Annotated in this window: 20 protein-coding genes; 3 read left to right on the top strand and 17 right to left on the bottom strand. The window is 72.4% G+C overall.

The window, feature by feature from the left end:
• Positions 1 to 5: 5 nt before the first annotated feature.
• The 6 genes from AB0H62_RS20385 to AB0H62_RS20410 all read right to left on the bottom strand — a co-directional run bounded on the left by AB0H62_RS20385 (position 6) and on the right by AB0H62_RS20410 (position 5,721).
• Positions 6 to 1,949, bottom strand: coding sequence for a hypothetical protein (locus AB0H62_RS20385; RefSeq protein ID WP_360587464.1), 1,944 nt, complete (start codon positions 1,947 to 1,949; stop codon positions 6 to 8).
• A gap of 10 nt (positions 1,950 to 1,959) precedes the next feature.
• Positions 1,960 to 2,352, bottom strand: coding sequence for a hypothetical protein (locus tag AB0H62_RS20390; protein ID WP_360587576.1), 393 nt, complete (start codon positions 2,350 to 2,352; stop codon positions 1,960 to 1,962).
• A gap of 53 nt (positions 2,353 to 2,405) precedes the next feature.
• On the bottom strand, positions 2,406 to 3,254 hold the full coding sequence (locus AB0H62_RS20395; RefSeq protein ID WP_220241311.1) for an ESX secretion-associated protein EspG: 849 nt from the start codon (positions 3,252 to 3,254) through the stop codon (positions 2,406 to 2,408).
• A gap of 290 nt (positions 3,255 to 3,544) precedes the next feature.
• A complete protein-coding gene (locus AB0H62_RS20400) occupies positions 3,545 to 4,474 on the bottom strand; it encodes a 2-dehydropantoate 2-reductase (RefSeq protein ID WP_266117909.1) in 930 nt (309 codons plus the stop codon).
• A gap of 72 nt (positions 4,475 to 4,546) precedes the next feature.
• Complete coding sequence (locus AB0H62_RS20405) at positions 4,547 to 5,053, bottom strand: DinB family protein (protein ID WP_360587578.1); 507 nt, start codon at positions 5,051 to 5,053, stop codon at positions 4,547 to 4,549.
• Between the two features lie 176 nt (positions 5,054 to 5,229).
• Positions 5,230 to 5,721, bottom strand: a complete 492-nt coding sequence (locus AB0H62_RS20410; RefSeq protein WP_220241313.1) for a helix-turn-helix domain-containing protein — start codon at positions 5,719 to 5,721, stop codon at positions 5,230 to 5,232.
• 185 nt (positions 5,722 to 5,906) lie between these two features.
• On the opposite strand from AB0H62_RS20410, the gene AB0H62_RS20415 reads away from it, so the two are divergent.
• Positions 5,907 to 6,854: a hypothetical protein gene (locus AB0H62_RS20415; protein WP_360587467.1), complete on the top strand. Its 948-nt coding sequence runs from the start codon at positions 5,907 to 5,909 to the stop codon at positions 6,852 to 6,854.
• Positions 6,855 to 6,982: 128 nt separating this feature from the next.
• Here the strand turns inward: AB0H62_RS20415 and AB0H62_RS20420 are convergent, their stop codons facing one another.
• The 7 genes from AB0H62_RS20420 to AB0H62_RS20450 form a co-directional block, all read right to left on the bottom strand.
• Positions 6,983 to 8,122, bottom strand: a complete 1,140-nt coding sequence (locus tag AB0H62_RS20420; RefSeq protein ID WP_360587469.1) for an RHS repeat-associated core domain-containing protein — start codon at positions 8,120 to 8,122, stop codon at positions 6,983 to 6,985.
• Between the two features lie 86 nt (positions 8,123 to 8,208).
• Complete coding sequence (locus AB0H62_RS20425) at positions 8,209 to 8,547, bottom strand: hypothetical protein (protein WP_360587471.1); 339 nt, start codon at positions 8,545 to 8,547, stop codon at positions 8,209 to 8,211.
• A 48-nt stretch (positions 8,548 to 8,595) separates the two neighbouring features.
• On the bottom strand, positions 8,596 to 9,294 hold the full coding sequence (locus tag AB0H62_RS20430; RefSeq protein ID WP_360587580.1) for a flavin reductase family protein: 699 nt from the start codon (positions 9,292 to 9,294) through the stop codon (positions 8,596 to 8,598).
• 85 nt (positions 9,295 to 9,379) lie between these two features.
• A complete protein-coding gene (locus AB0H62_RS20435; protein ID WP_360587472.1) occupies positions 9,380 to 10,195 on the bottom strand; it encodes a xanthine dehydrogenase family protein subunit M in 816 nt (271 codons plus the stop codon).
• A complete protein-coding gene (locus AB0H62_RS20440) occupies positions 10,192 to 10,662 on the bottom strand; it encodes a (2Fe-2S)-binding protein (RefSeq protein WP_220241316.1) in 471 nt (156 codons plus the stop codon). Before AB0H62_RS20440 ends, AB0H62_RS20435 begins: the two co-directional genes overlap by 4 nt.
• Before the next feature lies 1 nt (position 10,663).
• Positions 10,664 to 12,928 (bottom strand): xanthine dehydrogenase family protein molybdopterin-binding subunit, encoded by a 2,265-nt coding sequence (locus tag AB0H62_RS20445; RefSeq protein WP_360587475.1) that lies wholly within the window; start codon positions 12,926 to 12,928, stop codon positions 10,664 to 10,666.
• An 84-nt stretch (positions 12,929 to 13,012) separates the two neighbouring features.
• Positions 13,013 to 13,777: a sulfite exporter TauE/SafE family protein gene (locus AB0H62_RS20450; RefSeq protein WP_360587582.1), complete on the bottom strand. Its 765-nt coding sequence runs from the start codon at positions 13,775 to 13,777 to the stop codon at positions 13,013 to 13,015.
• A gap of 163 nt (positions 13,778 to 13,940) precedes the next feature.
• Between AB0H62_RS20450 and AB0H62_RS20455 the strand changes: the two genes are divergently transcribed.
• A complete protein-coding gene (locus AB0H62_RS20455) occupies positions 13,941 to 14,924 on the top strand; it encodes a LacI family DNA-binding transcriptional regulator (protein WP_360587477.1) in 984 nt (327 codons plus the stop codon).
• Positions 14,925 to 14,948: 24 nt separating this feature from the next.
• On the opposite strand, the gene ribA is transcribed toward AB0H62_RS20455, so the two are convergent.
• Positions 14,949 to 15,584 carry a GTP cyclohydrolase II gene (ribA, locus tag AB0H62_RS20460; RefSeq protein ID WP_220241320.1) on the bottom strand — a complete coding sequence of 212 codons (636 nt, stop codon included), beginning with the start codon at positions 15,582 to 15,584 and terminating at the stop codon, positions 14,949 to 14,951.
• A 98-nt stretch (positions 15,585 to 15,682) separates the two neighbouring features.
• Here ribA and AB0H62_RS20465 point away from each other — a divergent pair, with 98 nt between their 5' ends.
• Positions 15,683 to 16,162 (top strand): MarR family winged helix-turn-helix transcriptional regulator, encoded by a 480-nt coding sequence (locus AB0H62_RS20465; RefSeq protein WP_220241321.1) that lies wholly within the window; start codon positions 15,683 to 15,685, stop codon positions 16,160 to 16,162.
• Positions 16,163 to 16,178: 16 nt separating this feature from the next.
• Here AB0H62_RS20465 and AB0H62_RS20470 read toward each other — a convergent pair whose 3' ends face one another.
• From AB0H62_RS20470 to AB0H62_RS20480, 3 genes are all read right to left on the bottom strand, one after another.
• Complete coding sequence (locus tag AB0H62_RS20470) at positions 16,179 to 16,919, bottom strand: FHA domain-containing protein (RefSeq protein WP_360587479.1); 741 nt, start codon at positions 16,917 to 16,919, stop codon at positions 16,179 to 16,181.
• 68 nt (positions 16,920 to 16,987) lie between these two features.
• Positions 16,988 to 17,821, bottom strand: coding sequence for an FHA domain-containing protein (locus AB0H62_RS20475; protein ID WP_220241323.1), 834 nt, complete (start codon positions 17,819 to 17,821; stop codon positions 16,988 to 16,990).
• On the bottom strand, positions 17,818 to 19,638 hold the full coding sequence (locus tag AB0H62_RS20480) for a serine/threonine-protein kinase (RefSeq protein WP_360587481.1): 1,821 nt from the start codon (positions 19,636 to 19,638) through the stop codon (positions 17,818 to 17,820). Before AB0H62_RS20480 ends, AB0H62_RS20475 begins: the two co-directional genes overlap by 4 nt.
• Positions 19,639 to 19,999: the final 361 nt, after the last annotated feature.

Raw genomic sequence — 19,999 nt, forward strand, 5'->3', positions numbered from 1 at the left:
CCGCCTCACTTCCAGTCCTTGTTCTTCCAGTCACCGATCACCGGCGGCGCGACGACCTCGTCCGGGGCGAAGAAGCTCGGGTCGTCCGACTCCACGTAGTCGGCGATCTTGTGCTCCTTGTCCTCCGGGCCCTTGCCGCCCTTCTGGCCGGCACCCATGCCGCCCATGCCCGGCGAACCGGCCGCGCCCTTGGCGCCCGCCTGTGCGCCACCGCCTCGCGCGGCCAGCTCCTCCTCGGTCGCCGCGGCACCGGAACCGGCACCCGCGCCGGCCGCGCCACCGAGGCCCGCGCCCTTGATGCCGGCGCCACCACCGATGCCGCCGATCCCGCCGCCACCGGCACCGCCGCCACCGCCGAGGCGGCTGCTGATGCTGTCGCCGTTGATGCCGCCACTACGGCCGATGGTCGGGATCTTGCCCGAGCCCCCGCCGAGGCCGCCACCGGAACCGCCGAGCGAGCCACCGCCGACGCCCGTGCCGGGGTTGAACGGCGGTGGGGTGAAGCCCGTGCCGGAACCCGAGCCGCCGCCCAGGCCACCGCCACCGACACCGCTGCCCGGGTTGAACGGCGGCGGGTTGAAGCCACCGCCGCCGATCCCGGTACCGCCGGGACCGTCGGGCACGTTCAGCGGCGGGGGCGTGAAGCCCGAAGTCTTCGTGGTCTCGTCGTTCGGCAGGCCGGAGCCGCCGCCGAGGCCGCCGCCGCCCAGGCCACCGCCACCGACACCGCCCGGACCGTCGGGCACGTTGAGCGGAGGCGGGTTGAAGCCGCCGGCGCCACCACCCGCACCGCCGCCGGCGCCGCTGCCGGAACCACCGCCGAGACCACCGCCACCGGCGCCGCCCGGACCGTCGGGCACGTTGAGCGGAGGCGGGTTGAAGCCGCCGGCGCCACCACCCGCACCGCCACCAGCGCCGCCGCCCGCGCCACCACCGGCACCGCCGATCGGCAGACCGTCGGGACCGATGGGCCGGCCGTCCGGGCCGATCGGCAGGCCGTCGGGGCCGATCGGAAGACCCTGGCTCCCGGCACCGCCACCGCCGGCGCCACCGGCGCCGCCGCCGTTCGCGGCGGTCGAGCCCGGCAGCTTCGGCGGAGCCGCGAACGCCGGCGTCACGACGGCCGAGCCGATCGTGTGGTCGTACTGCGTCATCAGCTGCGCCGCCTGCTGGCGCGCGGCCTGCTGCTCGGTGAAGGTCGCCATCGCCTTGGACGCCTGCGCGGCGTACTCGGCGGGGTCCTTGATCTGCTGCAGCTGCGCGTTGGCGTCCTGCACGTTGAACTGCACGGGCGGGTTCGCGGCCATCGCGATCTGCGTCTGGTTCAGCGCCTGCGAGTGGATCTCCTGCTGGCGCCCGGCCAGGGTCGCGCCCTGGGCGGTGGTGCCGAGCCACTTGCCGACGTTCGCGAGGTGCTCGCGCGCCGCGTCGCCGCCCGCGCCCTGCCAGTTGCTCGTGCTGGCGGAGATCGCCTGCGCGAGGTTCTGCTGGTGCGTGGCCAGGTCGTTGCCGACCTGCACCCACTCCTCCGACGACTCGGCCACGGTGCCCGAGTTCGCCTGCTGGGTGATGGCCTGCTGCATCTGCTCGTGCGTCGCCTGCGACCAGTCGGTGTAAGGCGCGCCGTCGGTCTGGCGCAGCTGGAGACCACCGTCGAGGCCGGACTTCGCCTCCACGAGCCGCTGCTCGTAGAGCTCCTGGATCTTGTCGTTGCGCGTCTTCGGGTCGACGACGGGGCCGAGCCAGCCCTGGGCGATCTCGTCGTCGACCTCCTTGGCGGCGTCGGCACGGATCTGGTCACCGGAGGCGACGTCGTCCGGCTTGACCGGGCCGACGAAGTACTTCGACGACGAGTCGGCCGTCACTTCGTAGTAGGGGCTGTGCAGGTCGTAGTCCGGTGACGACGGGTCTGAAACCGCCGAGGTGGACGTGTCGGTTGTCGTGGCCACGAGATCCTCCTCAGGTCAGCTCGTCGACGGGAAGCCGGTTGATGGTGTCGCGCGTTCCGGCTTCGGTGTTGCTGTAGTTCTGCTTCGCCAGCTTGATCGCCTCGACGTATGTCGGGAACTCGTCGCGCGCCGCCTGCAGCTGCGTGAGCAAGCCCTGGGCGTCGCTGGCGGTGTTGAGCATGTGGTTCGACACCCATTGACCGGTCGCCGTGGACGACAGAGCCGGGGCAGTGCCCAGCTTCTGCAAAGCGTCCCACCGCGCCTGAAGGGTGTCGATCACACCTTCGAGCGCCTCGATCATCTGGTTGCCGGTGGTGTCGTCCACCGCGAAACTGCCGGTCTGCGCCAATCGCTTCAGCTCGGTCCCGGACAACTGCGGTGTAAATTCACGCGCAGTCATCATCGCCGGGGTCGCGTCGTCGGCCACCGGATCTCCCTCCTCTTGGTGCGCGCGCGTCAGTAGACGGCGGCGATGGCGTTCTGCACGGCGCGGGCCACCTCGGACCGCCCTGCGGGGACGTACTTCGCGCTCAGGTCACCGGCCTCGCCGGTGGTGGTGTGGATCAGGTAGCGGCCGTCCTGCGTGTCGAGCCAGCTGAGCGGGTCGGCCGCGCGCAGCTCGCCGTGCCGGCCCCAGCCGGTGACGGTGACGTGGCCGCCGCCGAGGCGCGGCGCGGCCATGACGCGCTCCAACACCTCGGTGCTGCCAGGCGTCGGTGTCACACGGGGGTCGGTGCGGCTGGGTCGCACGGTCCCGCGGACCTCGATCATCCCGAACGCGTCCGTCTCTTCCTCGTCCTCGGCCGCCTCGGCGATGCGCCGCGCGGTCATCGCCGACACCGCACGCGTCGCCTGCCGGCTCACCTCGTGGGCGCCGGTCGTCGCGGCGCGCGCCGGAGGCAGCACGCCGGTGACGACGTCGACGAGGTCCTCGTCGGCGAAGAGGGAGAACAGCAGGTCGTCGGTGCGCGGGTTCTGCGTGATCCCGAGCGCCTGCCTGCCGTCACTGAGGGCGAGCACCGCGATGTCGGCGCCGACGCCGTCGACCCCGGCCACCGCGACGGAGACGCGCGGCCGGGCGAGCAACCCGAACGCCGTCTGCACGTGGGGGCTGAGCTCACCATGAGTGGAGAGCCGCTTGTCCTCCATCGCCCGGTAGACCTGGGTCGCCAGGCGGACGAACCGGATGGGATCCGAAGGCACCGTGCCGATTCGCAACGGGTACTGGCGGATGTCACCGCCGGTTGCCTGGCTGACTACAAGAGCTTCGAAGACGTCGAGAACGAACTCGAACCTGTCCGCCATACCCGAGAGCTTCCTTCCCCACGGCGGGTCGTGCACGGCGCTGCGCCGCGGTCCGGACACCTGCGCAAAAGGGGCGCAGATGTCACTGATCGGAGCGTAGCAGTCCTGGTGTGACGGGAAATCACCACTCGAACCGGTGCCCGAAAGACCATCCGTCCGTGTCAACCCGGGCACGGCCTTCGCGCCCTTCCGCACCCATCACGTGGGCCGGAGCCGATTCGGTTCACCGCGATCGGCGAAAAAGTTCACGGACTTCTCCCGGGGCGCCGAAACGGGGTTCGTTCGGGGACTCAGCCCAGCCGTGACCGGTACACGCGCAGGTTCAGCCGGACCAGTTCCAGCAGTGGTACGGACACCCCGAGCGCGTGCGCCCGGTCCACCAGATCACCGAAGATCTGCTCGCCCTCCACGGGCAGCCCGGCCGTGAGGTCGCGGTAGAGCGAGGGCGCACGCGGGGAGCCGACCTCGGTCACGGTACCGCGGGCGTTCTCGAGAGCGGCGGCCTCCAGCGGGTGCCCGGCGGCCGCCGCGACGGCCGCGCACTCGGCGACCACGGCCTCGGCGAACGCGATCCCGCCCGGCTGCCCGGCGACGTCGCCGACGGTGCCGCGCATGAGCGAGGTCACGGCACCGATCGAGGCGATGAACACCCACTTCGCCCACATGGCGGCCGTGATGTCCGGGGACAGGACCGTGTCGAAGCCCGCACCCGAGAGCAGTTCGTGCACCCCAGTGAGCCCGGCCGGCGCCGGCTCGGTGCGGGCGCCGTAGGTCAGCGACTGGAGGTCGAACAGGCGGCGGATGTCGCCCACACCGTCCACAGTGGTCATCACGATCGCGACACCGCCGAGCACCCGCTGCTCGCCGAAGCGGGCCACGAGCGCGTCGAGGTGGCGCAGCCCGTTGAGCACCGGCAGCACGAGGGTGTCCGGCCCGACCGCCGGCGCCACGTCCTCGATCGCCTGCTCGAGCCCCGCGGCCTTGACCGTGAACAGCACGAGGTCGTACGGCTCGGTGAGCTCGCCGGCGTGCACGAGCTTCGGTGTGAGCACCGTCTCCTCGCCGAGCCCGGTGATCCGCAGGCCGCGTTCGCTCAACGCCGCCGAGCGCCCGGGGCGCACCAGGAAGGTCACGTCACGGCCGGCCTGCACCAGCCGGCCACCGAAGAACCCGCCGGTCGCGCCGGCACCCACCACCAGGATTCGCTTCGCGCTCGTCACCCGTGCGACAGTAGGCCGCTGACTTGTCTAGGCCAAGCCAGAGTCGCTGCTCTCACACCTCGGCGGTTCGGCTCAGACACCGACGACGCCGTCGACGCCCTCGCGCAGGAAGTCGGCGTGGCCGTTGTGGCGGGCGTACTCGTGGATCAGGTGCAGCATCACCAGCCGCAGGGAGACGTCCTCGCCCCACCGCGCGTTGTACGCGACGACGTCGAGCGACTCGGCGGCCGCCTCGATCCGCCGCGAGTGCTCCACCTCTGCCTGCCACGCGGCGAAGGCCTCGGCCCGCGTGCCGTCGGTGGCGTCGTAGGCGGCCTGGTAGTCACCGTCGGCCGACCAGACGAGCGGCACGTCCTCGCCGTCGATCACCCGGCGGAACCAGGCGCGCTCGACCTCGGCCAGGTGCCGCACGAGCCCCAGCAGCGACAGCGACGAGGGCGGCATCGACTGCCGGCGCAGCTGCTCGTCGGAGAGGCCGTCGCACTTCATCGTGAGCGTCGCGCGGTGGAAGTCGAGGAACGCGCGCAGCATCTCCCGCTCCCCCGCGGTCGCCGGCGGCCCGATCCGTTCCGTCGCCACGGCTCCCCCTTCACCCGGTGACACGTCCGGGCTCAGGCTACCGCCGCGCCAAGGTGCGGCGAACGGCGCCGCCGCGGGCGCCTCCAGCCGCACGGCTTCGTGCGCGACCCGGCGCACGGACACGGGCTCTCCCGTACCCCGTGGACTGTCCACTGTGGATTGGCGCGCCGCGGGGTTCAACTCACGGGTTCGGCGAGCGCCACGGGTTCGGGCGAGCGCCACGGCCGGTACCAGAGCATGTCCTCGCGGCGCATCGGTTCGCCACATTCGTCGCACAGCGTGCCGGGACGGGTGCGCGCCCCGCAGGCGCCGTGGACGATCAGCATGCGCTCGGCGGGCGGGTCGGAACGCGTGTGCTCATCGCCCCACTCGGCGAGGGACAGCAGCACCGGCAGCGCGTCGGCGCCGGCCTTCGTGAGGCGGTACTCGTGGCGGGTGCGGCCGCCGTCGCGGTACGGCACGCGCGTGAGCAGCCCTGCTTCCGTGAGTTTGGTGAGCCGGGTCGTGAGCACGTTGTCGGCGATGCCGAGCTCGTCGCGGAACTCGTCGAAGCGCGCGGTACCCGTGGTGGCGTTTCGCAGGATCAGCAACGTCCACGGTTCACCGAGCACGTCGACCGCCCGGGCGATCGGGCACGCTTGCCCAGACCACTGGATGCGTCGGACCATCACCGCTCCCTTCCTTCCACCACACCGCGTTCGCTGCCTTTCGCGGTGCAAGCCGTCATCGACCGTAGCACGCGGCGGGCGGGCGCTGGGCCGTTCGGCCGATCACAGCGGCTTCACAGCAACACACAGGAAACAGACAGGTGGAATCTGCTGCAACAAAGCGGTTCCGCGGCGTTGTCCCGGGTATGGCAAGACGGCTGAGATGGACACTGGCTGCCGCGGGGCTCACCGCGACGGTCCTCACTACGGCGGTCGTCGTCACGGTGAATACGCGCCACGTGACGACGATGCCCGCGGCGCAGACGCTGCCACCGCCCTCGTCCTCCCCCGCGCCGCCGTCCACGAGCGAACCACCGACGTCGACGACACCACCGACCACTTCCTCGCCTCCTCTGCCCGACCCCTCGGCCGTGGCCGACGATGTGGTCGACGCGGTGACCGCCGCGTCGAAGGGCACGAAGGTCGGGCTCGCGGTGTACGACACGAAGACGGGCAAGACGCTCGCGCTGAACAACCCCCAAACCTCGTACTACACGGCTTCCGTGGTGAAGCTGCTCATCGCGCTCGACTCGCTGTACGACGACGGCACCTGGCAGATCCCCTCCGGCGACACCGCCGACGAGCTCACCGACATGATCTCCGGCAGCAACGACGCCGTCGCCGACAAGCTGTGGGAAGCCGACGGCGGGACCGCGATCGTCGGGCGGATGGCCCACCTCATCGGGCTTTCGCACACACTCGAACCGACGGACCCGGGCCAGTGGGGCATGACGAAGATGAGCCCCGACGACGTGGTCACCACCTACCGCTACCTCACCGACACCGTCCCCGACGCCACGGCGCAACCGCTGCTCACCGCGATGGCCGACGCGCGCCAGCCCGCCGACGACGGCTACCCGCAGTACTTCGGCATCCCGGACGGCATGCCCGGCACGACGTGGGAGATCAAGCAGGGCTGGATGATCCTGCGCTCGTCGCTCGTGCTCAACACCACCGGGATCGTCGACTCCCGCTTCGTCGTGGTGCTCCTGACGCAGCAGCCGGCCGCCACCTCGTCGGCGAAGGGCCGCGCCGCGGTGACCGCGGGGATCAAGGCTTTGGCGCCGGCACTGGCCGCGTGGACGGCGGGGTGACAGACCCCGATCACTCCTCCGTGGACAGTGTGATCCCGCACCGCCCCACCGGAGTTCGGGGCGGGGCCACGGTTCGGTGAGAACCGCGGCGGCCCCGCCCCGCTCGGGTGCGACGACTGCGCGCCGGGTCAGCGGCGCTTAGCGATGTCCGCCCACGACGGTTTCGGCGGCGCCGTCGAACTGCTCGGCGCCGGGCCCGAAGGAGCGGGAGCAGGAGCCGGAGCCGGTGTGGGCGTCGGAGCGGGTGCGAGAGCCGGGGCGGGAGCCGCCGGTGCGGGAGCCGGCGCCGGGTCCGGCGCGGCCTGCGGCAACGGGCGCGCGGGCAGCGTGGGGTCCGAGTGCCCCGACGGGCGGATCCCGAACTGCCCCAGCACGTGGTCGCAGGTCGTGCAGGGCGGGAAGTAGCGGCCCTGCCGGTCGCTGAGCCCGCCCGTCTTGCTGTCGACACCCGCGATGCCCATCCGGCCGCCGTTGAGGTCGTCGAGCCGGTTCTGCAGCGCCTGCCGCGTCAGGGGACGGCCGCGGCTGTCGTGCAGTGCCTGGTTGACCGCGTCCATCTCGGCGCACCCGCCGTGCTGGAAGTTCTCCGCGCGGCGGTTCGGCGGCACGTTGTTCAGCGCCTGGGTGAGCCTCGGGTGCTGCGTCGTGCCGCCCGGCAGCTTGTGGGTCTCGGGGTTGCGGCCGTTGAGCCGGTTCTGGTTCGCGTACGACCCTTGCCGGCCGGTGCGGATGTCGTGGTTCCCGCGGCCGCTGAAGCCGTAGAACACCGAGTTCTGGTCGTGCCCGGCCGGACGCAGCACCGACGCCATCGCGGTCGGGAAGTTGTTGCGCGACGCGATGTCCGCGACCTCTTCCGCTTCGGACTGCACGCACATGAACAGGCCGAGCGGGTCGAGCATCGTCGTCGGGTAGGGCACATACGCGCGGGGGTTGGGCCCCGCCCGCATCCCGAGCGGGTCGCGCGAAAGGTAGTGCGCCTGCGCCGGGTCGTAGTAGCGGTAGAAGTTGTAGTGCAGCCCGGTTTCCGCGTCGTGGTACTGGCCGGGGAACCGCAGCGGGGTAGTCGCCGGACCGGCCGGGACCGCCGCGCCCGGCTCGGCGCCCCACGCCGTGTGGCGCGCGTGCCAGACCACCCGGCCGCCGTCGTCGACGAGCTCCTGGGGCGAGCCCACGAGATCGGTGACGATGGCGTAGAAGTTCGTGTCCACCCAGCCGCGCTGTGCGTCGGCGGAGGAAGCGCCTTCACAGCCCTTCTGCGCCGCCTGCAACGAAGTGCCCAGGTCCTGTGCCCGCTGCCGGTCCGCGTCCGACGCGGACCCGGACCAGCTCTGCAGATCCGCGCTGATCGCGTCGTTCAGGTCCGACGAGATACCGCCCAGCTCCTTGGCGACGTTCGCCCAGATGTCTCGGACTGCGCCGCGATCTGGTCCGCATTGCCCGTGAGCCCGTTGAGCGCGTCCTTGAGCGGACCGACGTGCTCCATCAACCACGACACACCGGCCGCCAGGATCGCGCCGAACGGGTCCATCGCCATCGACAACGCATCCAGCGCCGTCCCGACCGCACCCATCGCCACCGACGCCCAGTCACCCGACTGGATCGCCGTCGACAGGTCGTTCGCGGTTTCGAGCAGCGAGATCCCTGAATACGCTTTCGTGGAATCATGGGTCTGCGCGATCAGCGGATTGTTCACGGACGTGCCCCTCCCCACCAGGCCTTGTCACCTCGAATTCACAAGTTATCAATTGGTCTGGACCCCCGCCCGGCGGGCCCGCTCGATGTCCGGACCGCGGTAGAGCCGCTCCGGAATGGACGCCAGCGTCGACTCGCGCACCTGCGGGCCCAGGCCGTAGAGCTTCTGGAAGCTCATGATCAGCGGACGCCACGCGTCGGGGTCCACGCGGTCGTCGGTACCGGGCAGGCGGATGTCGTCGTGGACGAAGACGCGCTGGACGCGGACTTCCAGGCCCACGACGGAGCCGTGCTGGGTCTCGTCGTCAGCGGCGAAGGGGTGGGTGGCCTCGAGGACGGCCTCCATGGCCACCGGGCACTCGGCGACGCGTGGCGGCGCGACCGTCTCGGACGAGACGGGGGTGAGGCCCGCGCGGCCGAACTTGTCGGCGACGTGGAAGTAGCCGCGCTGCTGCTTGCCCGGGGGCACCGGGTCCGAGCCCGTGGTGAGCGCGAGCCGGTCGACGGCCGCGGCGAGGGCGGACGAAGGCAGGTTCAGCACGCATTCGCGCGTGCGCCGCAGGTTCTGGGTGGTCTTCGAGCGCGCGCCCAGGCCGAGCATGGCTCGCCAGCCGAGCCAGAACGCCGAGGACATCGGGGCGAGGTTCGCCGAACCGTCCTCATTGGTCGTGGAGATCAGCACCACGGGGGTGCCGAAGTACAGGATTCCGGGCTCGATGGCCGCGTGCAAGGGAAACGTCGTGTTCACGTTCCCCAGTCTGCGCACGCCGGGCGCGCTCGGCTGGCGGGAAACGGACGTCACGATCACGCCCGTTCCCCACCGGCCGAACGGCTCAGGCGATGCCCGCCGCCAGCAGTGCCCGCCGCGTCAGCACGCGCGCCAGGTGCCGGCGGTACTCCGCCGACGCGTGGGGCTCGTCGGGCGGCGAGGTGTCCTCGGCGGCGAGCGCCGCGGCCTCGTCGGCAGAAGCGCCGTCCGCCAGCGCCTTCTCCGTCGCCGCGGCCCGCAGCGGGGTGCCGCCGAGGTTGATCAGGCCCACGGACGTGCCGACCACCGCGACGCCCACGATCGCCCAGTCGATGTTCCGGCGCGTGAACTTCTCGAAGCCCCAGCCCAGTCCGGCCTGGCTGGGCAGGCGGATCTCGGTCAGCAGCTCGTCCGGCTCCAGCGGCGTGGTGAACGGGCCCAGGAAGAACTCGGACGCCGGGATGCGCCGCTCCCCCGCCGGACCGCGCGCGACGAGCACGCCGTCGGACGCGAGGATCACCGCGGGCAGGTCGGCGGCCGAGTCGGCGTGCACGAGCGAACCGCCGAGCGTGCCGCGGTGGCGCACCTGCGGATCTCCGACGGCACCCGAAGCGTGCGCGATGAGCGGCGCGTGCTCGGCGAGCACCGGGTCGCCGTGGAGGTCGTGGTACCGCGACAGCGCGCCGATCACCACCTCCTCGCCGTCGAGCCGCACGAACTTCAGCTCGTCGAGCGGCGCGATGTCCACCACGACCTCGGGCGCCGCGAACCGCAGTTTCATCAGCGGCAGCAGCGAATGCCCGCCGGCGAGCAGCTTCGCGTCCTCACCGTGCTCGGCCAGCAGCGCCAGCGCCTCGTCCACAGTGGACGCCCGACGGTAGGAGAACTCGGCGGGGATCACCGGTCCACCTCCTGCCCGGAAGCCTCGACCACGGCGCTCACGATGTTGTGGTAACCCGTGCAGCGGCACAGGTTCCCTTCGAGCGCCTCCCGGACCTCGCGTCGCGAGGGCTGCGGGTTCTCCTTCAGCAGCGACACCGAAGCCATCATCATCCCCGGCGTGCAGAAGCCGCACTGGAGCCCGTGCTGCTCGCGGAACGCGCGCTGCACGGGGTGCAGCTCGCCGTCGTCGCCGGCCAGACCCTCCACTGTGGTCACTTCGTGCCCGTCGGCCTGCGCGGCCAGCACCGTGCACGACTTCACCGACTCGCCGTCGAACAGGACCGTGCAGGCGCCGCACGAAGTGGTGTCGCAGCCGATGTTCGTGCCGGTGAGCCCGACGGTGTCGCGTAGGTAGTGCACCAGCAGCGTCCGGTCCGGCACCTCCCCGGCCGTGGTCCGGCCGTTCACCTCGATGGAGACCCGCACGTCAGTCCGCCTTCCTCACGTCGTTCAGGGCCGCCCAGACCCGCATCGGGGTGGTCGGCATGTCCAGATGCCGCACGCCGTGGTGGGCGAGCGCGTCGACCACCGCGTTGTGCACCGCCGGCGTCGACCCGATCGTCGCGGCCTCGCCGATCCCCTTGACCCCCAGCAGGTTCCGCGTCGTCGGCGTCGCCATGTCCACGAGCTCGAAGTCGGGCAGCTCGGTCGCGGTCACGAACGAGTAGTCCGCGAGCGTGGCCGTGGTCGGGTTGCCGTCCTCGTCGTAGTTCACGACCTCCAGCAGCGCCTGCGCGATGCCCTGGCCGAGCCCGCCGTGGCGCTGGCCGCGGAAGGTCAGCGGGTTCACCACCGGCCCGGCGTCGTCGACCGCGACCAGCCGCCGCACCTCGACCTTGCCCGTCTCCGTGTCGACCTCGACCACGGCGAGGTGCGCGCCGAACGGGAACGTCGGCTTGCCATCGCCGAACCACACGTCGGCCGACAGCGCCGCGCTCTCGGCCGCGGACACGATCCGCGCCCAGTCGAGCGTTGTGCTCGACGGCGCGCCGCGCACCTGCCAGACCCCGCGTTCCGTGTCGAGCTCCAGATCCTCGGCCGCGGCCTCGAGCAGGTCGGCCGCGAGCTCCCGGGCCTGGGCGATCACCTCGTCGGCCGCCTGCCGGACCGCCGAGCCGCCGAGCTGCAGAGACCGCGAGCCGAACGTGCCGACCGCGCGCGGGACCTCGTCGGTGTCGCCGTGCTTCACGGTGATCTTCGCCAGCGGCACGCCGAGCTGGTCGGACAGGAGCATCGCCAACGACGTCGCCAGCCCCTGGCCGTGCGGCGAGCTGCCCGTGTACGCGGTGACCGAGCCGTCTTCGTGGATGTCGACGCGGCCGCTCTCGCCGCTCGCGTCGCCGCCGGTGATCTCGACGTAGGCGGCGATGCCGAGACCCAGTGCCACCGGGTCGCCCGCGGCGCGGCGCAGCTCCTGCTCCGCACGCAGCTCGGCGTAGCCCGCGGCCTCGAGCACCTTGTCGAGCGCCGCCGCGTACTCGCCCGTGTCGTAGTCCCCGCCGGTCGGCGTGGTGTACGGGAATTCCTCCGGGCGGATGAAGTTGACCCGCCGCACCTCGGCCGGGTCCATCCCGATCTCGGCGGCGAACAGGTCCATCGCGCGCTCGACCGCGGCCGTCGCCTCGGGCCGGCCCGCGCCGCGGTAGGCGGCGATCGGCGTGGTGTTCGTGACCACGCAGCGGCTGCGCGTCTGCACCACGGGGAAGCGGTACACGCCGGGCGCCATCATCTCGGTCAGCGTGGGCAGGAACATGGCGCGCGGGTAGGCGCCGCTGTCCTGCACGACGTCGATCCGGTACGCGAGCACCGTCCCGTCGCGCTTGCCGCCGATGGTCACCGTGTTCTGCTGCGCCCGGCCGTGGGTCATCGCCGTGAGATTCTCGCTGCGCGACTCGGTCCACCGCACCGGCCGCCCGACGGCACGCGCGGCCCAGCCGAGCAGGCTCGCCTCGGGGTCGGCGCCGATCTTGGCGCCGAAGCCGCCGCCGACGTCCGGCGCGATCACGCGCACGCGTTCCTCGCCGAGCCCCAGAGCACCCGCCACGGTGGTCCGGGCGATCTGGGCGTTCTGCGTGGACAGCCACAACGTCAGCCGGCCGTCCTCGCCCCACGCCGCCGATCCGCCGCGCACCTCGAGCGACGCCGGGGCCACGCGCGGGTTGAGGATCGTCTGCGTGACGACGGCGTCGCAGTCCGCGAACACCGCGTCGTCGAACTCCTCGGCGCCGTTCACCTGCATGACGTTGCCGGTGCCACCACCACCGGGGAACAGCTCGATTTCGCCGGACAGCGCGGCGTCGATGCTCGCCACGGCGTCCAGCGGGTCGTAGTCCACGTCGACCAGCTCCGCCGCGTCGGCCAGCTGGTAGCGCTCTTCGGTGAGCACCAGCGCGACGGGTTCGCCGACGTAGCGCACGACGTCCGTGGCGAGGAACGGTTCGGTCACGGGACCGACTTGCTGAGGCGCGAGGTCGAGATCCGCCGCCGTGAAAACGCCGACGACTCCCGGTGCCTGCTTCGCCTCTTCGGTGTCGATGCCGGTGATGCGCGCGTGGGCGATCGGGCTGCGCACGAAGACCGCGTGGACGGCGCCGGTGAGCGCCGCCTCCCGCAAGTCGTCGACGTACGTTCCGCCCGAGGTGATCAGCTTCTCGTCCTCGACGCGCACCACGCGGGTGCCGACAATGCTCATCTGGCCTCCTGCTCGGGTACCCCGCCGATCATGCCCCCTGGGGTGCCCGCGCGTCAGCCGGGCACGGCAACGGTTCCGCTGCGATCAGCCCGCGTAGGCTTCGCGGGCAAGCATCACCGCGAGCACGAGCCCGCCGATCGCGATCGCGATCCGCAGCGGGGTCGCAGGCAGGTACCGCACGAGGATCGAACCGAGCCAGGACCCCGCGACCGAACCCAGGCACACGGCGAGCGCCGCGGGCCAGAGCACGCGGCCGGTGAACGCGAAGACGGCCGCGGCGATGAGGTTCGCCGTGCCCGTGGCGATGTTCTTGGCCGCGTTCGTGCGGGCCAGCGGCTGCGTCCACACGGTGGTGAGCAGCGCCAGCATCAGCACGCCCGCCGCGGCACCGAAATAGCCGCCGTACACGCCGACCAGGAACGCCGCAGCGCCGGTGACCGGGCCGATGCCGTGGCGCTCCGCGCCTTCCGCCAACCGGCGCAACCGCGGACCCGCCAACAGGACCAGCGCCGCACCGCCGATCAGCCACGGGACCACCACGGTGAACGCGTCGGGCGGCGTCAGCAGTAGCACGAGCCCGCCGCAGCCACCGCCGGCCGTGGTGATCAGGCACAGCGGCAGCAGGCGGCGCCACTGCCCCTTCAGCTCAGGCCGCGCACCGGCGGCCGCGCCCGCGGTGGTGCCGAGCATCGCGACGGTGTTGGTCATGTTCGCGACCACCGGCGGCATCCCGGCGGCGAGCAGCGCGGGGTACGACACGAGCGAGGCCAGTCCCGCGGTGGCGCCGACGAGGCCGGCGCCCACTCCGGCGAGCAGCAAGAGGACGAACTCGCCCGCGTCGATGATCACGCCCGCCATCAGAACACGCGCTCCCGCGCCGCCGTATAGGTTGTTATACATGTCACTTCCGGCGGAACGGACACCGCCGAACGGACGCCCGGCAACAGGCGGACAGGCGAGTACGTTGAAGAGAAGGCAACCCGCCCGGTGCTCGGATTCGCATGGAGGACCGATGCGCGTCACGATCGCGGAGGTCGCCCGCCGAGCGCGGGTGAGCAAGACGACCGTGTCCCGGGTGCTCAACAACAAGTCCGACGTGGACGCCGCCACCGCTGTGCGCGTGCGTGAAGTCATCGCCGCGACGGGCTACATCCCGAGCGCCGGGGCCGTCGGTCTGGCGAAGGGCCGGACCCGGCTCGTCGGGGTGCTCGTGCCGGGACTCTCGCCGGCAGGCGTCGGCGAGGTGTTGCAGGGAGTGGCCGACGTCGTCGAGGAGAGTGACCACGGCCTACTGCTGAGCACGGCCGCCCGGGGCGCGGACTCGCTCGAGCGCTTCACGCACCAGGTGCGGGCGCACGCGTTCGACGGGCTGCTGCTGCTCGACCCGCCACCCGCTGTCACGGACAACGACGCGCTGCGCGACTCCGACCTCCCGGTCGTGGTCGTCGATGGGGCGCGCTCGGCGTTCCCGTCCGTGACCGGCGACGACGCCGCGGGCGCCGCCGCGGTGGCCCGGCACTTCCTGGAGCGTGGCCGGCGCCGCGTCGCCGTGGTGACGGGTCCCGGCGAACACGCCGCCTCCCGGCTCGCCGGATTCCGGTCCGTACTCGAAGAAGCCGGTTCACCGCTCACCGGGAACGCCGTCACCGAGGCGGCTTCCACCGCGGGCAGCGGCCGCTCGGCCGTGCGGCGGCTCGTCGCCTCGGGCTACGGATTCGACGCCGTGTTCGCCTGTGACGACGTGGTGGCAGCCGGTGTCCTCACCGGACTGCGCGAAGCCGGCCGCACCGTGCCCGGAGACGTCGCCGTGGCCGGGTTCGGCGACCTGCCGCTCGCGGCGTTCACGCACCCGCCGCTCACGACCGTGCGCCGGCCCTCCCGGGCGCTCGGGGAAACGGCGGCGCGACGCCTGCTCGGCAAGCTGACCGGCGACACGCCTCTCGACGGCGTGACCGTGCTGCCGACCGAACTGGTGGTGCGGGAGTCGGCGCCCTGACACGGACGATCCGATGTGGACGGTTCAGCTGGCGAGGCCGGCGTGGCCGAACCCGGCGGGCAGCACGAGGCTGTGGCCGGTGTGCTCGACCTTCGCCCGCAGGTACCGGACGTTGGTCTCCGTCGCGAACACGCCCGTGGGCACGCGGTCACGCACGTCGAGACCGTGGGCGGTCAGCTGCGCGGCCTTGTCGGGATTGTTCGACAGCAGGTCGAGCCGGCGCACGCCGAGCGCGGTGAGCATCTGCGCGGCGGCGGTGTAGTCGCGGGCGTCCTCGGGCAGGCCGAGCGCCGCGTTGGCCTCGTAGGTGTCGAGCCCGCCGTCCTGCAGCGCGTACGCGTCGAGCTTGTTGTACAGGCCGATGCCGCGGCCTTCCTGGCGCAGGTAGAGCAGGTAGCCGCCGGTCTCGGAAATCCGGGCGACCGACTCGCGCAGCTGCGGGCCGCAGTCGCAGCGGGCCGAGCCGAAGACGTCGCCGGTCAGGCACTCGGAGTGCATCCGCACGAGCGGCACCGGGCCCGGCTCGCCGAGCACGAACGCGAGGTGCTCCAGCCCGTCGGCGAGCCCGTGGAACGTCACGGCCTCCGAGTCGACGGAGAGGTCGTCGCCCAGCCGCAGCGGGATCCGCACCCGCGTACGCACCTCCGCCACCGTCGCCATCGGCTGCTCCGTTCTCCCAGGTGGTTCAAATTCGAACCACGACTTGATCGACCCTACAACATGGTTCAAATTCGAACAACCTGCGTTACCATGGGTGCATGGCCGACCCCCGATGGCTCACGGATCGCCAGCTGAAGACCTGGCAGGCCTTCCTGGCGGTGAGCTCGCAGCTCAACCGTCGCGTCGAACAGCAGCTTCGCGACGACGCGGGGCTTTCGCACCCACAGTACGAAGTTCTGGCGCGCCTCGCCGCCGCCGGCGGCGCCCTGCGCATGACGGAGCTGGCGGGCGCGGCTCTCACGTCCAAGAGCGGGCTGAGCTACCAGGTCGGCCAGCTGGAGAAGACCGGGCTCGTCGGGCGCCGCTCGTGTGAGTCCGACGACCGCGGCGTGATCGCCTTCCTCACCGATCTCGGCTGGTCACAGCTTCGCGAGGCCGCCTCCGGGCACGCCGCGCTCGTGGGCGAGCTGCTCGTCGACGCGCTCACGCCCGAGCAGTTCGGCGTGTTCAGCACCGCGCTCGACACCCTGGAGTCCCGGCTGCGTGGCGCCCAGCGGCCGCAGCGAACCGCCGTGTGACGCTCGGCACCCGGCACTACGAGCCGACTGTCCTCTGTGTCCAGTCGGGCACGCGCGGTTGCGGCACGGGTTCGGCGGTCAGCAAGGCCAGATCCGGCGGCACCAGCACCGCGGCGGCCAGCAACGCACCGAGCAACAGGTCGTCGCCGCTCGCCGGGTGGAACCGGGCCCGCACGCCGTCGAGGGCGGCCCGCACGCCCAGCGAGGTCCAGTCGCCGCCAGGGTCCAGCACCGCGAGCTGAGCCGCCGCCCGCTCCGGCGGCACCGGCCGTGGCTGCGCCTCCCAGCGCAGGAAGCTCTGGCCGACCACGGTGAGCGCCAGCCGTTCGCGCGTGTCGAGCACCCCGTGCGGCGCGGGTCGCCGGGCGGGCCTGCCGTCGGCGACGTGCACCTCCAGCACGTGCTCCCGCCCGCGCGAGCCGTGCACGAACAACGGCAGGTAGCCCGCCGGCAGCGCGACCGGCGCCGCGCCGGTGAACAGGAGCCGGGATTCCGGCAGCCGTAACGGGACCTTGCCCGTCGCCCGCACCCACCAGCGGTCGCGGTGGTGCTCCAGCACGCCATGGCGGCGGCTCACCCGCCGGTCGTCCTCCCCGACCGGCACGGAAACCTCCGCGGTGTTGCGCCCGAACGTCACCGGACCCGGCGCCGACGGCGGCACCAGCACTCCCCCGGCGAGCCCGAGCACGACCAGCGTGCCGGGCGGTGACGCGAAGCCCCGCGCCAGGCTCGGATGCCCGGCGGGCAGTGCCCGCATCCCCTCACCCGTCACGACGCCCCCCGCCCGTTCCCGGCGCGGGGCCTGCCCCACCGCGCGCCGCGAGGCTAACCGGGCGGCGCCGGGACCCCTCCCGGAGCGGTTTCGTCGGGTGGTTCGAGCAGCGCGAGGTCCGGCGGCACCAGCGAAGTGGACAGCAGGAGCTCCTTCACGAGGTTGTCGTTGAGGGAGTTGCCCACCGGCTCACCGACCTCTTCACGAGTGAGGCCCGTGACGCCGGCGCGCGCGAGCCGCGCCCGCACGGCGACCACGAGGTGCTCCACCCGTTTGGGCGTCCAGCGGCTGCCCGGCGCCAGCTCGGAGAGCTGCTCGGCGACCTGCCGCCACGCCATCGGCTGCGGGTAGGGCTGTTGCAGCAGGTAACGCTGGGCCAGCGAGACCAGCACGAGGCGCTCTTCGGGGCTCAGCCGCCACATGCGCGGCGGCTCGGTCACGTCCTGCGGGCGCGACTCCGGCCGGCGTCCGTCCGCCCCCGACACGTACAGCTCCAGCAGGTGCTCTCGGTCGGCCGAACCGCGCACGAACACCGCCGTGTAGCCCTCCGCGAGCGGCACGGGCTCCTCTTCGGGGAACAACAGGCGCGAGCCGGGCATGCGGATCGGCAGCCGCCCGGTGTTGTGCATCCACCACGCGTCGCGCCGGCGCACGAGAAAACCCTGTTTGCGGCTGACCTTCCGGTCGTCCTCCCCCACGCACACGTGGACGTCTTCGCGGTTGCGTCCGAAGAGGACTTCCCGGCCGTCGCGGGGCGGCATGCGCACGCCGCCGGTCACGGCCAGTGCGAAGATCGTGCCCGGCGCCGCGGGCGGCACCCCGTAGGCGAGGCTGCCGTGGTCGGCGCCGAGGGACTCCGCCGGCCCGCCGGATCGCAGCGCGGTCATGCCTGCGGCAGCTTCGCGACGACGTCGCCGGCCAGTGACGTGGCCGGGGCGCAGAGGTCCTGCGACGGCGGGTCGCCGTGGACCACCACCTTGATCTGCTCCACCGCGGCCTCTCCTTGTGCGTCGGTGTAGCGCCGGTAGACCAGCAGCGCCTGGCACGTGTCGTCGGCGAAGTCGTCGGTCGCGAGGTGCGCGTCGTGCCCGGAGACCTTGACGAGCTGGCCCGAGTCGCCGTCCGGCGGCTGGTCGCGGTCGAAGATCACCGTGACCGCGCGGTCCGACGCCGAGCTGTCCCAGTCACAGGTCCAGTCCCCGTAGCCCGGCACCACCTGCACCGGCGCCGTGACGCCCGCGGTGCTGCCGAGCGAGGCGGAGCTCAGCAGCGAACACGCGTCCACATCGGACAGCGAACCGGCAGGGACCGGCGTCGACCGCGCGGGCACGCCCGCCACGGCGAGCACCTTCGTCGCCGACGCGACCGCGACGTCGGCGGGCTTGCAGGTGTCGAGGTTGTCGCCGTCGTCGTCGGACACGGTCACGCGCACGAGGTAGTGGTCCTGCAGCTGGATCAGGCGCACGCACGCGCCGTCCTGCGCGGGGTCGCCGAACACGTCGAACGGGCCGGAGCGCGAGCGCTGCCCCTCCGGCGCGGCGCCGCCGGACGGCGGGTCCTCCAGCTCGACCTTCACGTCGGCCTGAAGATCGTTGCCACGCTTGAGGATCACGTCGCAGCGGTCGAAGTTGCCGTAGTCCGGGTCCGCCTCGGGGTCGCCGTAGGGGCGCAGCGGCACCGCGTCCACGAGCCGGCACGGATCGGCCGAACGCGGGTCCTTGCCGATGCCGAGCTTCGCCGGAGCGGCGGGCACCTTCGAAGCCGCGGCCGGAGTCGGCGGCTTTCCACTGTCCGGCAGCAGGATCAGGGCCACGCCCGCGAGCACCACGACGGCGGCGACCGCCCCCGCGATCACGAGCCGCCGCCGGCGCCCGTCGGGCCGGCGGCGCAGCGGCGACGAGGGAGGCAGCCCGCCCACGCCGGCGACCAGCAGGTCGTGCGCGGCGGCCGCGGTGGGCCGGTCTTCGGGAGCCGTCCGCATCAACGCGGCGAGCACGGGCGCGAGTTCACCGGCCTTGCGCGCCGGCGGGACCGCGCCCTCGGCCGCGCGCCGGATGGTCGCGTACTCGTTGCCGCCGCCGAAGGGCGGAGCGCCCTCGACCGCGGAGAACAGCGTGGCGCCCAACGAGAAGACGTCGGACGCGGCGGTCGGCGGGTGTCCCTGCGCGACTTCCGGCGCGAGGTAACCGGGGGTGCCGCCGATGTGCGGGGAGTCCGTGACCGTCTCGTCGGTGCGGACCGAGCGCGAGATCCCGAAGTCGGTGAGCTTGGCACGGCCGTCGTCGGTGATGAGGACGTTGCCGGGCTTCACGTCGCGGTGCACCACGCCGCCCTCGTGCACCGCCGCGAGCGCGCCCGCGACCTGCACGCCGATCTCGGCGACCGTGCGCACGGGCAGGCTGCCCTCGGCGGTGAGGACCTCGGCGAGGCTGCGCGAGGGCACGTACTCCATCACGAGCCACAGCTCGTCGCCCTGGGCGACGACGTCGAAGAAGGTCACCACGTTCGGGTGCTGCACCCCGGCGGCGAGCCGGGCCTCGCGACGCAGGGTGCGGCCGCTGACCGCATCGGAAAGCCGCGCCTGCTTGAGTGCCACCTCACGATCGAGCTGCTCGTCGTGCGCACGCCAGACCACGCCCATGCCCCCGGTGCCGATCCGCTCGAGCAGTCGATAGCGCTCCGCGATCAGCCGGTCACCCTGCACCGACGCTCCCCTCGGCGTGGTCGGACCTCTGTGAGGTAACTCGCAGTAACGATACTGCATCACGTCCGGTGGCAGGAAGCGGCCCGGATCGCGACCACTCCCCCGATGCCCGCCTACGGTCCGGGCACAAACGACTCCCACGCCGAAGACAACCACGTCGACCCGCAGATCCACTGCGAGGTCGGAATCGACAAATCGTCCCGCGACGGATACGTCGTCCCCGAGCCGGCTTGCGCGCCGCGACCCCGGCGCCGGTTCCCTTGCCCGCCAACAAGAATCGGCCCCGAACCGCGCTGCGCTGCGTGAACACCCGGGTCACCCGTCCGGCCGATCAAGCGTCCACAGTGGACATCGAAACCGG

It is taken from the genome of Amycolatopsis sp. NPDC050768 (assembly GCF_040654155.1).
In the GTDB taxonomy this organism is placed as follows: Bacteria; Actinomycetota; Actinomycetes; order Mycobacteriales; family Pseudonocardiaceae; genus Amycolatopsis.